The sequence below is a fragment of the Shewanella sp. AS16 genome, from assembly GCF_021412365.1.
Taxonomy (GTDB): Bacteria; Pseudomonadota; Gammaproteobacteria; order Enterobacterales; family Shewanellaceae; genus Shewanella; species Shewanella salipaludis.
In genome coordinates, this window is the sequence record NZ_JAKCLK010000012.1 from 41,965 (window position 1) to 54,955 (window position 12,991).

General features: G+C 57.4%; 10 protein-coding genes. 8 read left to right on the forward strand and 2 right to left on the reverse strand.

Annotated features, from left to right (window positions below):
- Window positions 1-4 precede the first annotated feature (4 nt).
- Entirely contained in the window at window positions 5-1,771 is a 1,767-nt protein-coding gene (locus tag LZP73_RS17735; protein ID WP_234236280.1) for a diguanylate cyclase domain-containing protein, read from the reverse strand.
- Between the two features lie 525 nt (window positions 1,772-2,296).
- Here LZP73_RS17735 and leuA point away from each other — a divergent pair.
- From leuA to glpK, 6 genes are all read left to right on the forward strand, one after another.
- The gene (leuA, locus tag LZP73_RS17740; RefSeq protein ID WP_234236281.1) at window positions 2,297-3,865 is read left to right on the forward strand and encodes a 2-isopropylmalate synthase; all 1,569 of its coding nucleotides are present in this window, start codon (window positions 2,297-2,299) and stop codon (window positions 3,863-3,865) included.
- Between the two features lie 63 nt (window positions 3,866-3,928).
- A complete protein-coding gene (gene leuB / locus LZP73_RS17745; protein ID WP_234236282.1) occupies window positions 3,929-5,023 on the forward strand; it encodes a 3-isopropylmalate dehydrogenase in 1,095 nt (364 codons plus the stop codon).
- The gene (gene leuC, locus LZP73_RS17750) at window positions 5,023-6,435 is read left to right on the forward strand and encodes a 3-isopropylmalate dehydratase large subunit (protein WP_234236283.1); all 1,413 of its coding nucleotides are present in this window, start codon (window positions 5,023-5,025) and stop codon (window positions 6,433-6,435) included. The genes leuB and leuC overlap by 1 nt, the downstream gene beginning before the upstream one ends.
- Window positions 6,436-6,444: 9 nt before the next feature.
- Window positions 6,445-7,050, forward strand: a complete 606-nt coding sequence (gene leuD / locus LZP73_RS17755) for a 3-isopropylmalate dehydratase small subunit (RefSeq protein WP_234236284.1) — start codon at window positions 6,445-6,447, stop codon at window positions 7,048-7,050.
- Window positions 7,051-7,486: 436 nt separating this feature from the next.
- Window positions 7,487-8,839, forward strand: coding sequence for an outer membrane protein transport protein (locus LZP73_RS17760; RefSeq protein WP_234236285.1), 1,353 nt, complete (start codon window positions 7,487-7,489; stop codon window positions 8,837-8,839).
- 204 nt (window positions 8,840-9,043) lie between these two features.
- Window positions 9,044-10,525 (forward strand): glycerol kinase GlpK, encoded by a 1,482-nt coding sequence (glpK, locus tag LZP73_RS17765; protein ID WP_234236286.1) that lies wholly within the window; start codon window positions 9,044-9,046, stop codon window positions 10,523-10,525.
- An 81-nt stretch (window positions 10,526-10,606) separates the two neighbouring features.
- Here glpK and LZP73_RS17770 read toward each other — a convergent pair whose 3' ends face one another.
- Window positions 10,607-10,915, reverse strand: a complete 309-nt coding sequence (locus tag LZP73_RS17770; RefSeq protein ID WP_234236287.1) for a hypothetical protein — start codon at window positions 10,913-10,915, stop codon at window positions 10,607-10,609.
- Between the two features lie 645 nt (window positions 10,916-11,560).
- On the opposite strand from LZP73_RS17770, the gene mraZ reads away from it, so the two are divergent.
- Window positions 11,561-12,019 carry a division/cell wall cluster transcriptional repressor MraZ gene (gene mraZ / locus LZP73_RS17775; protein ID WP_234236288.1) on the forward strand — a complete coding sequence of 153 codons (459 nt, stop codon included), beginning with the start codon at window positions 11,561-11,563 and terminating at the stop codon, window positions 12,017-12,019.
- A 30-nt stretch (window positions 12,020-12,049) separates the two neighbouring features.
- Window positions 12,050-12,991 carry a 16S rRNA (cytosine(1402)-N(4))-methyltransferase RsmH gene (rsmH, locus tag LZP73_RS17780; RefSeq protein ID WP_234236289.1) on the forward strand — a complete coding sequence of 314 codons (942 nt, stop codon included), beginning with the start codon at window positions 12,050-12,052 and terminating at the stop codon, window positions 12,989-12,991.

Genomic DNA, 12,991 nt, shown 5'->3' on the forward strand with positions numbered 1-12,991 from the left:
CCAGCTATTGGGCTTGTGGTGATGACGCCGGTGACTCTGTGGCTTTGACCTGACCCAAGTGACTTATGTTGGCCCGCTTTATCAGCGACGCCAAGGTATCGAAATGTTGCAGTGTCGCCAGCCCCAGATTGACCTTGAAACCCGCCTGCCAGGGCTGAATACAGTCGACGAGCTGCTCCATCACACGTTTGGCACCGACGGCTGAGGTATGGGGCAAGATGATCACCAACTCATCCATCGAATAGCGTATCAGCTTGTCCTGCTCCCTGAGTCTTTGTTCCATCTGTGACTGCAAAGGCGACAGATCGACCTGGCGCACATGGCTGGTGTTGAACAACAAGAGTGACAATGGCGTGTTGCCCCGTTTGGCACCACTGAGCATGGCATCCAATTCCTGCGTCATGGAGCCTGACTCTTGCACGCCGCTATTGCCGGCTTGATGCCTGTGCTTACGGTAGATCAGGTACCAGACACAGACACACAGCAGGACCAGGGTGGCGGCTATCAGGGCCAAGTAGAGACCCTTGAATGCAAACAGGGCGTTGCCGGTGTCGGGTTGCGAGACCAGCTGCAGGGATTCCTGCTGATTCAATCTGGCCTTGAACTGAATGAAGCGGGCATCGTTGAGTGCTTGATCTGCCTGTTCCTTGGCTTGATAGCGTTTGAGTGAGTAGGCATAGGCCAACTTGAAGTTGGCTTGGGCCGCGTAGTGTTGGCTCACTATGGCGTAAAACTCCTCCAGGTCACTGTATTGCCCAAGTTCTATGCCCTGGCTTATCGCTTGCTCTATGAGTTCCATTGCGGCGTCGTTCTTGCCCTTGGCAAAGAGGATCTGCGCCAGCAGGCGCTTGGCCCGCATGGTTACAATTAACTTCCTCTGCGCCTCGAAGGTGTGCAGGCTGAGTCGGATCAACTCCTCGGCACTGTCCAGCCGGCCGCGTTTGAAGTCGATCGAGGCTATGATGCCATAGCTGAAGGCCAGTTCCAGTGGTGAGGCTATTTCCGGTTGCAGGGCCTTGGCTTGCTTGAGCAAGTTGTCGCTGGCCTGGGTGTCACCATTGGCCAGAGTCACCATGGCGGCATTGATCAACAAGGCTTGCTGGGCTTTGCCTTTAGCCTCGTCGGATTGCAGCCCCAGGTTGGCATAATACAGGGCCTGCTGCAGATCACCGCTGGCGTAGAGTAAATTGCTCATGGCGGCGTAGAGATAGGCCTGTGGTGGCCAGCTCCAGTCGTTTATCTGGGTGTGAATGTCGGGGTAGATGTCCAGTGCCAGGCGTAAATCTTCGATGGCCGAGGTGAAATTGTCTGTGTCCGTATCCAACTGGCCCCTGAGGCGCAGCGCATTGACCAGCGCCTGGGGTTGCTGGTAGCGCTTGGCCAAGATCACGGCCGAATCCAACAAGGGCAGTGCCAGCTTGAGCATGTCGTAATTGGTGTAGGCATCTGCCTGACAGGTGAGGAAATAGGGCCTGGCCCTATCCAGTTTCAGTTGCTTGGCCTTGGCATCCCCCAGCTGTGCCAGGTTGAGGGCGGCTTCATTCTCACCCAGTTGCAATAGATTGAAACATTTCAACAGGCTGAGGCGCAGGCGTTCAATCTCAGGCGTGCCAGGTTTATCCAGTTGTTTTTCCAGTTGGTTTATCTGTTCCATGGCCTGGGTCGGATACTGATACATCAAGAGATTCAGCTTATCCATCTGCTCCATGGCCCCCGCCGCGAGCGGTGTCAGCCATATCAGCAGACTCAGAACCATGACACGAAAATCCATTTAATGCTCCGATAGTGCGCGAGTGGGGATCCCAGAATAAACCGGGCGCCAGTATACCCAGTTTTTCATGCTAAGTTGCATAAAAATCTTATGCTATGAGCCGCTTATCCCCATGCTGCCCCTTGGGCTTACATGAACGCCCTGGCTGTTGCGGCGGACCATCTGGTCTTTGCCCGGAGGGGAATTGAACTGTTTTCGCCGGCTTCTGACTGGTCTAATGTGTTGAACATGAAAAATTCGGGGTTGACACCCATGGCGCCACACGTTAAATATTAACCAGTTCAAAATATTGATACAGAATAAAAATCTACATTTGGTGAATAGAAAATTCCAATGAACAACATCAGCCTGACACTCGACCTCCTCATTCTCTCTCTCGCAGATACTGCGCGGAGGTCTTAGTGTTGCACGCTCGATAAATAGGCAAGCATTCACAAACCCCGCGCTAACAGTCGCGGGGTTTTTTGTTTTCAGGTGCGGGTAAAGCTGCAATCAACGGGGGATGACCTCCTATGGAGAAGCGAGATGTCTGACAGGGTAATCATATTTGACACCACCTTACGCGATGGCGAACAGGCGCTGGCCGCCAGTTTGACGGTCAAGGAAAAGCTGCAAATTGCACTGGCACTCGAGCGTCTCGGCGTGGATGTGATGGAAGTGGGTTTCCCTGTGTCTTCACCGGGGGATTTCGAGTCGGTGCAGACCATAGCCCGCACCATCAAGCAGAGCCGGGTATGCGCCCTGGCCAGGGCGCTGGAGAAAGACATAGATGCGGCGGCCCAGGCGCTGTCGGTGGCGGAGCAGTTCCGCATTCATACCTTCATCTCGACCTCGACCATACATGTCGAGAGCAAGTTGAAGCGCTCCTTCGAGCAAGTGTTGGACATGGCGGTCGGGGCGGTGAAATATGCCCGTCGCTTCACCGACGATGTGGAGTTTTCCTGTGAGGATGCCGGCCGCACCCCGATAGACAACCTGTGCCGCATGGTGGAGGCGGCCATCGCCGCCGGTGCCCGCACCATCAATATCCCGGATACCGTAGGTTATACGGTGCCGAGCGAATTCGGTGGCATCATACAGACGCTGTTCAACCGGGTTCCCAACATAGATCAGGCGATCATCTCGGTGCATTGCCATGACGACCTGGGGATGTCGGTGGCGAACTCTATCACCGCGGTGGAGCAGGGAGCCAGACAGATTGAATGTACCGTCAATGGCATAGGCGAGCGCGCCGGTAACTGTTCACTGGAAGAAATTGCCATGATATTGGCGACCCGCAAGGGTTTGTTGGGAGTGGAAACCGGCATCAGGGCCAAGGAGATCCACCGCACTTCCAATCTGGTCAGCCAGTTATGCAACATGCCGGTGCAGGCCAACAAGGCGATCGTCGGGGCCAATGCCTTCACCCACTCCTCGGGCATTCACCAGGATGGCATGTTAAAGGCGCAAAATACCTATGAAATCATGACCCCGGAAAGCATAGGTCTGAATCGTAACAACCTGAACATGACCTCGCGCTCGGGCCGCCATGTGATCAAACACCGTATGGAGGAAATGGGCTACAGCGAGCGCGACTATGACATGGACCTCTTGTATCAGGCCTTCCTCAAGCTGGCGGACAAGAAGGGGCAAGTGTTCGATTATGACCTGGAGGCCCTGGCCTTCATGGAGGCCCAGACGGAAACTGACGCTCATTACCAACTGCAACAGCTGGTGGTGCAGTCAGACTCCACCGAAGGTGTGGCGACGGCGACCGTACGCATAGCGATAGATGGTGAGTCGAAAACCGAGGCCGCCACTGGCAATGGCCCGGTCGATGCCGCCTACAACGCGATAGCGCGGGCAACGGCCCACAAGGTCAATATTTCCAGCTATAAGCTGGGGGCCAAGGGTGAAGGTCAGAATGCCCTGGGGCAGGTGGACATCACGGCCAATTATCATGGGCAGAACTTCCACGGCCTGGGGCTGGCGACCGATGTGGTTGAAGCCTCGGCCCAGGCATTGGTGCATGTGATGAACCTGATCCGCCGTGCCGACAGGGTCGCGGATTGCAAGCAGCGGATGCAGCAGAGCAAAGAGCTGGGCAGCGTTTAACGTCTCGCAACGACGGGTGTCGATTGCCGATAGCATTCAGAAAAATAAGGAGTTGGGTGGCGTATGAGTTATCAAATAGCAGTGTTGGCCGGTGACGGCATAGGACCAGAGGTGATGGCCGAGGCGCGCAAGGTGTTGAGTGCCGTCGAGGCGCGTTTCGCTTTGGAGATGGAATATGCCGAATTCGATGTCGGCGGTATCGCCATAGATAAGCATGGTTGCCCCTTGCCGGCAGCAACCCTGCAGGGGTGTGCAGCGGCCGACGCCATACTGTTCGGTTCCGTAGGCGGCCCCAAGTGGGAGACGTTACCGCCCAACGAGCAGCCGGAGCGTGGCGCGCTCTTGCCATTGCGGGGTCACTTCGAACTCTTCTGCAACCTGCGTCCTGCCAAGTTGCATTCCGGGCTGGAACATATGTCGCCGCTGCGCAGTGACATCTCGGCCCGCGGCTTCGATGTCCTGTGTGTGCGTGAGTTAACCGGCGGCATCTATTTCGGTAAGCCGAAAGGGCGTCAGGGCGAGGGCGAAGATGAAGAAGCCTTCGATACCATGAGATACAGTCGCCGCGAGATAGCGCGCATCGCCCGTATCGCGTTCGAGGCCGCCCGCGGCCGCCGCAAGAAGCTGACCTCGGTCGACAAGGCCAACGTCCTGGCCTGCTCTGTGCTCTGGCGTCAGGTGGTCGAAGAAGTGGCGCGCGACTTTCCCGATGTCGAACTGGAACACATCTACATAGATAATGCCACCATGCAGCTGCTGCGCCGTCCCCATGAGTTCGACGTCATGCTCTGCTCTAACCTGTTCGGCGATATCCTGTCGGACGAGATCGCCATGTTAACCGGCTCCATGGGCCTGTTGGCCTCGGCCAGCATGAACGCCGGCGGCTTCGGCCTGTTCGAACCCGCCGGCGGCAGCGCTCCGGACATTGCAGGCAAGGGCATAGCCAATCCTGTGGCGCAGATCCTCTCGGCGGCGCTGATGCTGCGCCATAGCCTGAAGCAGGAAGCCGCCGCCGCCGCCATAGAACGCGCCGTCGGCAAGGCATTGGCCGACGGTTATTTAACGGGAGAGTTGTTGAGCGCCGAACACAGAGCGGACGCCAAGACGACGGCACAGATGGGCGACTATATCGCCAGGGCAATTAGGGAGGGGGTGTAATGTCTCAGTCGGTAGCAAAAACCTTATATCAGAAAGTGTGGGACAGTCATCTGCTGGCGAGCCCGGAGGGCGAGGCGCCCATCATCTATGTCGACCGGCATCTGGTGCATGAGGTGACTTCGCCCCAGGCCTTCAGTGGTCTGCGGGCCGCGGGCCGCAAGTTGCGCGCGCCAAACAAGACGTTCGCCACCATGGATCACAACACCTCGACCCGCAGTGCCAGCCTGACGGCCCTGAGCCCCATGGCCCGCACCCAGGTGGAGACCCTGGCCCGGAACTGCGAAGAATTCGGCGTGCGCCTGTACGATATTCACCATCCCAATCAGGGCATAGTACATGTCATAGGCCCTGAGCTTGGCATCACATTGCCAGGGACCGTCATCGTTTGTGGGGACTCCCATACTGCCACCCATGGTGCCTTCGGCGCCCTGGCCTTCGGCATAGGCACCTCGGAAGTCGAGCATGTGCTGGCGACCCAGACCATGAGGCAATTGCCGGCCAAGACGATGAAGATCGAGGTGCGCGGCAAGGTGGCCGAGGGTGTGACAGCGAAAGACATAGTCCTGGCCATCATAGGCAAGATAGGCATGGATGGCGGCACTGGCTATGTGGTCGAGTTCTGCGGCGAGGCCATAGCGGCACTGTCGATGGAAGGGCGCATGACAGTATGTAACATGGCGATCGAGATGGGGGCCAAGGCGGGCATGGTGGCGCCGGATCAGACCACCTTCGATTATCTGGCCGGACGTGAGTTTGCCCCCAAGGGGGAGGCCTGGAGCCAGGCATTGGCGGCCTGGAGCGAGCTGAAAAGCGATGCCGATGCCATATTCGATGCCAGCGTCATCCTCGACGCCGCCGATATTGCGCCGCAACTGACCTGGGGCACCAACCCTGGGCAAGTGGTGGCCATAGACGAGGCCGTGCCCAATCCCGAGGCCGAGCCCAATGCCGCTATCCGTGCCAGCATGGAGAAGGCGCTGGAGTACATAGGGCTGACGGCCGGCACCAGGATGACAGAGGTCAGCATCAACAAGGTGTTCATCGGCTCCTGTACCAACTCGCGCATCGAAGATCTGCGCAGCGCCGCCTTTCATGCCAAGGGCCGTAAGGTCGCCGCCGGCGTGGTGGCCATAGTAGTACCTGGCTCGGGTCAGGTGAAGCTGCAGGCCGAAGCCGAGGGTTTGGATAAGATCTTCATCGAAGCAGGTTTCGAATGGCGGCTGCCGGGCTGCTCCATGTGTCTGGCGATGAACGACGACAGGCTGGAGGCCGGCGATCGCTGCGCCTCGACCAGCAACCGCAACTTCGAGGGCCGCCAGGGGCGTGGCAGCCGGACTCATCTGGTGAGTCCGGCCATGGCCGCCGCCGCTGCAGTGGCCGGCCATTTCGTCGATATTCGCAAGCCTTACTAGGAGTACCCAATGCAAGCATTCACTGAACATACAGGTTTGGCCGTGGTGATAGACAGCACCAACATAGATACGGATCAGATCATCCCCAAGCAGTTCCTGTCCAAGGTCACCCGCGATGGCTTCGGCGTGCATCTGTTTCACGATTGGCGTTATCTGGATGAGGCGGGTTTACAGCCAAATCCCGAGTTCTCCCTCAATCAGCCGAGATACCAGGGGGCCTCGGTGTTGGTGGCCCAAGAGAACTTCGGCTGTGGCTCCAGTCGGGAACATGCGCCTTGGGCACTGGCGGATTTTGGCTTGCGGGTCATAATAGCGCCGAGCTTCGCCGATATTTTCTATGGCAACTCGATCAACAACGGCCTGTTGCCCGTGGTGCTCACCCATGCCCAGGTACAACAGCTGATCGACGAAGTGACAGCCAACGAGGGGGCGAGGATAGGCGTCGATCTGCAGACGCTCAAGGTGACGGCCCCCTCGGGGGCGGTATTCGACTTCAGCCTGGCGGCATCGGCGCGGCATAAGCTGCTCAATGGCTTGGATGCCATAGGCCTGACCCTGTCCCATGAGGCGAGCATCAGGGAGTATGAGGCCGGCATTCCCGCCTGGCGGGCCTAAGGCGCTTGTGCCTGAGCTAAACCACTAGAGCAGCTTGTTCGCGTGGTTTTTATGCTGGCGCCCGTGAGTTAATCCGTGTCGATAAAGGCTCTGTTTAGGGGCTTAATCGGTTCACTTGCGCCTTTCAGGCTGCCGCATCCGCCATGACGCCACCCGAATTGGGGCGCCGGCGCTGAGCTGACTTGCATCAGTCCGGTGCCGGCGGCTCATTCATCCTCTGCAGCGCCATTCACTCTCTCCTGCTCCACTTTCTCTTGCGCCTTTCTTCAGTGCCATGTCCCACGCCCTGGTATTGCCGGGTTTTTGAGCGCCTCTTTTCTGCTCGGTTGCAAACGGGCGCCGTATGAGTACACTGCCTGCTACCGGAATGGAGTTATTACTCTATTTTCACAACTCGACTCAGTGATAAACACACAAAAAAACACAGAGAATAACAATGAAACAACGTTACATCAGTTTGGCCGTGAGTGCGGCTATGTTGGGAGCCATGGCTCAAGTGCAGGCGGCAGGATTTCAGTTGGCCGAGTATTCGGCGACGGGTTTGGGGCGCGCCTTTGCCGGCGAAGCCGCGATGGCGGACAATGCCAGTGCCCAGGCACGCAATCCGGCGATGCTGAGTTTGCTCCCAGGACGCAATCTTTCCGTCGGTGGCATCTATGTGATGCCGGATGTCGATGTGAAGGGTGAGCTTGCCTTGAGCTCTCCCTTGTTGGGCTCACAGCCTATGGTGATGGATGCCGACGCCGTCGATGTCGCGGACAATGCCTTGGTGCCTAACTTCTATTACTCGAATCAACTCGACGACCACTGGACCTGGGGCCTGGCGATAAACTCCAATTATGGCCTGGAGACCAAAGTTGCGGCGACACACCCAACGGCGATCTTCGGCAACCACACCTCGGTCACCACGGTCGAGTTCAACCCTAACCTGGCCTATCGTTTCAACGATGCCTTGACCTTGGGTGCCGGTTTGCGCCTGGTCTATGGCGACGGCGAGATCAGTGCCTCTGCACCCGGCTGGATAGGTGCCATCAAGGCAAATCCTTATGTGCCGGCCCAGATTGCCGCGCGCTTACCCGCCGCCGGTACCAGCCTCAAGGGCATGGAAGGCGATGACGTGGGCTATGGTTGGCAGTTGGGTGCCAGCTGGCAAATAGATGCGGCCAACCGTTTGGGCTTCGCCTATCACAGCAGCGTTGAGCTGGAACTGGATGGCCAGGCTTCAGGTTTGCTCTATACGGGTGGCCAGGACCTGGAGATCCCGGGTTACCTGCCGCTGGAGTTGCCTGCCTTCGCCGAGCTGGCGTCTTACCATGAGCTGACGGATGACTGGGCCATGCATGCCAGCGTCAACTGGACTCAGTGGAGCGTGTTCGAGCAGCTGGTGGCCTATTTCCCGGGTGAGGTTAAGCCCATGGGTGGCCTGGAGTCGGATCTGGTGAAAGAGGAAAACTTCAAGGATAACTGGCGCTTCGCTTTGGGTACGACTTACCAATTGGATAAGGCCTGGCTGCTGCGTGCCGGCGTGGCGCTGGACAAGACGGCCGTGGATGATGAATATCGCACCATCACTATCCCGGATTCGGACCGTTTATGGTTCAGTGTTGGCGCTGGTTATCAGGCGACGGCCAACCTGACTCTGGATCTGGCGCTGACTTACATCAAGGCCCATGGCGATGCGTCAATTAACGAATCCCAGGATCTGCTGGGGCTGGCCAATGTCAGCTTCAACGGTGAGGCCGGCGGTAACGTCTGGCTTGCCGGTTTGCAGTTGAGCTACAAGATGTAAAATGGCCGTATACTGAGGTTGTATTAATATTAAGCCCAGCAATTGCTGGGCTTTTTTGTTTTTCAGTTACTGTGTTTGTTGGCCATTATTGTATAGTCATGGCTTGGATGTGGCGGCGAACGGGCTCGAGTCCGACCTGGGGAGCCGCCGTTGCTTGGCCCTGCAGTTGCAAGCACAAGAGAAAGAGTCATAAGGAAAGCCATAGTGACCAAGAAATACATAGTCGCGTTCGATCAAGGAACCACGAGCTCCCGTGCCATAGTGTTCGATCACCAGGCCAACATAGTGGCGCTGTCACAACGTGAGTTCAGTCAGTTCTATCCCCAACCCGGTTGGGTCGAACATGATCCCATGGAGATCTGGGCATCCCAGAGTTCGACTTTCACCGAAGTGCTCGCCAGGGCCGGGATCCCGGCCGATGAGGTGGCGGCCATAGGGATCACCAATCAGCGTGAGACCACAGTCATCTGGGATAAAGCCACGGGCAAGCCCATCTACAACGCCATCGTCTGGCAGTGCCGCCGCAGCAGCGAGATCTGTGAGCGTTTAAAAGCCCAGGGGCTGGAGGAGTATGTCAGGGCAAACACAGGCCTGTTGTTGGACCCTTATTTCTCCGGCACCAAGATAAGCTGGTTGCTGGAGAACGTGCCGGGTGCCAGGGAGCGGGCGCAGCGGGGCGAGCTGTTGTTTGGCACCATAGATACCTGGCTGGTGTGGAAGCTTACCGAGGGCAAGGTGCATGTGACAGATCCCACCAATGCCTCGCGTACCTTGTTGTTTAACATCCACACTGGGCAATGGGATCCCAAACTGCTCGAGGCGCTCGACATTCCCGCGGCTATCCTGCCCGAGGTGAAACCTTCCTGCGCCGTCTACGGCAGCACCCTCATAGGTGGCCATGGGGAGATCAAGGTGGCTGGCATGGCCGGCGACCAACAGGCGGCCCTGTTTGGCCAGCTGTGTGTCGAGGAAGGCATGGCCAAGAATACCTATGGCACAGGCTGCTTCCTCTTGATGCATACGGGCAAACAGGCGGTGCGTTCCCGCCATGGCCTCTTGACCACCATAGCCGCCGGCCCAGGGGCCGAACTGAATTATGCCCTGGAAGGCGCCGTCTTCATGGGCGGTGCGACAGTGCAATGGTTGCGGGATGAGCTGGGGTTGATCCGTGATGCCCAGGACACTGAGTATTTTGCCAGCAAGGTGGAAGACACCAAGGGGGTTTACCTGGTGCCGGCATTTGTCGGCTTGGGGGCGCCCTATTGGGATCCAGGTGCCAGGGGCGCCCTGTTCGGCCTGAGCCGGGGGGCCAACCGTAACCACATCATACGTGCCGCGCTCGAGGCCATCGCCTATCAGAGCCGCGACTTACTCGACGCCATGAGCAAAGACTGCGGCGTCAGCCTGAAGCAGCTCAAGGTGGATGGCGGTGCCGTGGTGAATGATTTTCTGATGCAATTCCAGGCCGATATCACGGATGTCGAGGTGCTGCGTCCCAGGCTGACAGAGACCACCGCCATGGGCGCCGCCTTCCTCGCCGGACTGGCTGTGGGTTTTTGGCAATCCATGGATGAAATCAAACATAAGACGGCTATCGAACGCAGATTTGTGCCCCAGATTACGCCCGAGAAGCGGGCGTCCCTGTATGCTGCCTGGCAGGATGCCGTCGCCCGCTGTCGCAGCTAGGCTTCTGTCACAGCTAGGCCGCTGCGACCCGAGCTTCGGCTTTAGCGGCCAAGCCCAGATTAACCTGCATCGCGGCCGCCATCATACTTCGACGTCTATGTGATCTGTCGGGTGCTCTGTCGGCGTTTGGCTGTTGGCATCGGTTTCCTGCCTGGCGGAGCGACGGCGATCTGTTTCCGTATGGTGGCGCCTGTCGGCGTCCGGATCGCGGCGGCGATCTATGCTTGTCTTGCGCCGTTCCAGCCTGGGCGGCAGCTGCGACTGCGGCGCCTCGTGACTGTCTGTGGCTATCTTGGTGGCGGCCGCCACCGGCTCGACGGTCCGCTTGGGTCTGAATACCGAGCGAACCGGTCTGGCTAACATGGCATACATGCTGTCTAAACTTATCATGAAGCATCCCTTATTCATTGATTTAGGCCGATGACAACTGCCTGCTGTGGGCAACTCATGGTTAATGTTTAGACTATATGCGGTTTTTCCGCCATCGGCCAGCACGCCTGCGGCGGTTCTCCCGTCCCGCAGCCCTTGCCGACTCCGCGGCGGCAAATGCCGGTCGGCATGTTGCCCTTTGGCGGTTATTAGGTGACTTTTACGTTATCGGGTTGCAGCGACAGAGATCTTTTTCCCCGCAGGCATGGCCCGGCGATTCCTTACCCCCGCACTCATTGGCGTACGGCGTTTATTCTCCTTGGACTTTCGGGTATATTGAGCCGTTTTTTCGAGGGAAACTCAGGGTTGGCCGGGCGATTGCGGGCATTATCCGCCACCTTAAGGCTTGTCGGCCCCACCCTGGTGGTCAATTTATGTCTATTGTTTCCACGTGTTTAGCTCCCGAGCCCACTTTTTACCACCTCGGTTTGCAGCGGTTTTATCCTGTTTCAACATGCTGCTAACCCGCTTGCTGCCTGGCTTTATAAAAAGATCCCATTCCTTGACATTGCTTGCATTCTGTCCCTAAACTTAGCATTTGTGGGGAATAGTGGATATTTGTGGATATATTAAGAGTTACTTCAACAACAACAGGGATGCAATGAAGTGTTTTCGGGCACAAGCGCAATCAACTTAGATATCAAAGGACGGATCGCCATTCCAATGCGATACCGTGAATCTTTGCAGCTTGAGCATGCCGGAAAAATCGTTGTCACCGTCGATATCGAATCTCACTGTTTGTTGATTTATCCCCTCCTTGAATGGGAAAGGGTCGAGACTAAACTGCTGCGTCTCTCCGATACCCAGCCCACAGAACGTGCATTAAAACGCTTACTGTTAGGTTACGCCCATGAGACTGAGCTGGATGCGAATGGACGGATACTGCTTACGCCAACCCTGCGCCGCTACGCCAGATTGGATAAACATCTGATGCTGGTGGGACAACTGAATAAGTTTGAGCTCTGGGATGAAACTGCATGGCAACAGCAGATAGAAGACAGTCAGGAAATTATCCGCAGCGAACGGCTCGCAGTGAACGAGCGATTGGCGGATTTTTCACTCTAAGCCATGCGTTAACCAATTGAAGAAGAGAATATGAGTCAGGAATTTGCCCATTTATCCGTGTTGTTGCAAGAAACCGTTGCCGGCTTGAACCTCAAGCGCGACGGCATCTATATCGACGGCACCTTCGGCCGGGGGGGGCACTCCCGCTATCTCTTGAGTCAGCTCGGTCCCAATGGCCGCCTCATCGCCATCGACAGAGATCCACAGGCCATAGCCGCGGCCGAGCAATTTGCCGACGACAGCAGGTTTCAGATAGTCCACGGCGGCTTCGGCCAGATGGCCGACTATGTCGCAGAGCTGGGCCTGACGGGCAAGATAGATGGTGTCTTGTTGGATCTAGGGGTGTCATCGCCTCAGTTGGACGATGCCGAGCGAGGTTTCAGCTTCCTGCGTGACGGCCCGCTCGATATGCGCATGGACAACAGCCAGGGTGAGACCGCGGCTCAGTGGCTGGCCAGGGCCGAAATAGAAGACATGGCCTGGGTCTTCAAGACCTATGGCGAGGAAAAAAATGCCCGCCACATAGCCCGTTGTATCGCCGCCGATCGCGACAAGACCCCTTTCCTGCGCACCAAGGATCTGGCCGAGCTCATCAACAGGATCACCAAGAATAAGGAACGCAACAAGCATCCGGCGACCCGGGTGTTTCAGGCCATCAGGATTTACATTAACAGCGAACTGGAGCAGATAGACCAGGCGCTCGAGGGCGCACTCAAGGTGCTGGCACCCCAGGGGCGTCTGTCGGTGATAAGCTTCCATTCGTTGGAAGACAGGATGGTGAAGCGTTTCATTCGTCGTCATAGCCAGGGCGAGAGCGTGCCCCATGGACTGCCGCTCACCGAAGCGCAGATCAACAAGTCGCGTCATTTGCTGCCGGTGGGCAAGGCGATGAAACCGTCGGATGAAGAGATAGCGCGCAACCCCAGGGCCAGGAGCTCAGTGCTCAGGGTCGCCGAGCGTCTGGATTACTGA

Bases quoted from the DNA above. Each gene is read 5' to 3' on its own strand.
- LZP73_RS17735 (WP_234236280.1), bottom strand. From the start codon at position 1,771: ATGGATTTTCGTGTCATGGTTCTGAGTCTGCTGATATGGCTGACACCG.
- leuA (WP_234236281.1), top strand. From the start codon at position 2,297: ATGTCTGACAGGGTAATCATATTTGACACCACCTTACGCGATGGCGAA.
- leuB (WP_234236282.1), top strand. From the start codon at position 3,929: ATGAGTTATCAAATAGCAGTGTTGGCCGGTGACGGCATAGGACCAGAG.
- leuC (WP_234236283.1), top strand. From the start codon at position 5,023: ATGTCTCAGTCGGTAGCAAAAACCTTATATCAGAAAGTGTGGGACAGT.
- leuD (WP_234236284.1), top strand. From the start codon at position 6,445: ATGCAAGCATTCACTGAACATACAGGTTTGGCCGTGGTGATAGACAGC.
- LZP73_RS17760 (WP_234236285.1), top strand. From the start codon at position 7,487: ATGAAACAACGTTACATCAGTTTGGCCGTGAGTGCGGCTATGTTGGGA.
- LZP73_RS17770 (WP_234236287.1), bottom strand. From the start codon at position 10,915: ATGATAAGTTTAGACAGCATGTATGCCATGTTAGCCAGACCGGTTCGC.
- rsmH (WP_234236289.1), top strand. From the start codon at position 12,050: ATGAGTCAGGAATTTGCCCATTTATCCGTGTTGTTGCAAGAAACCGTT.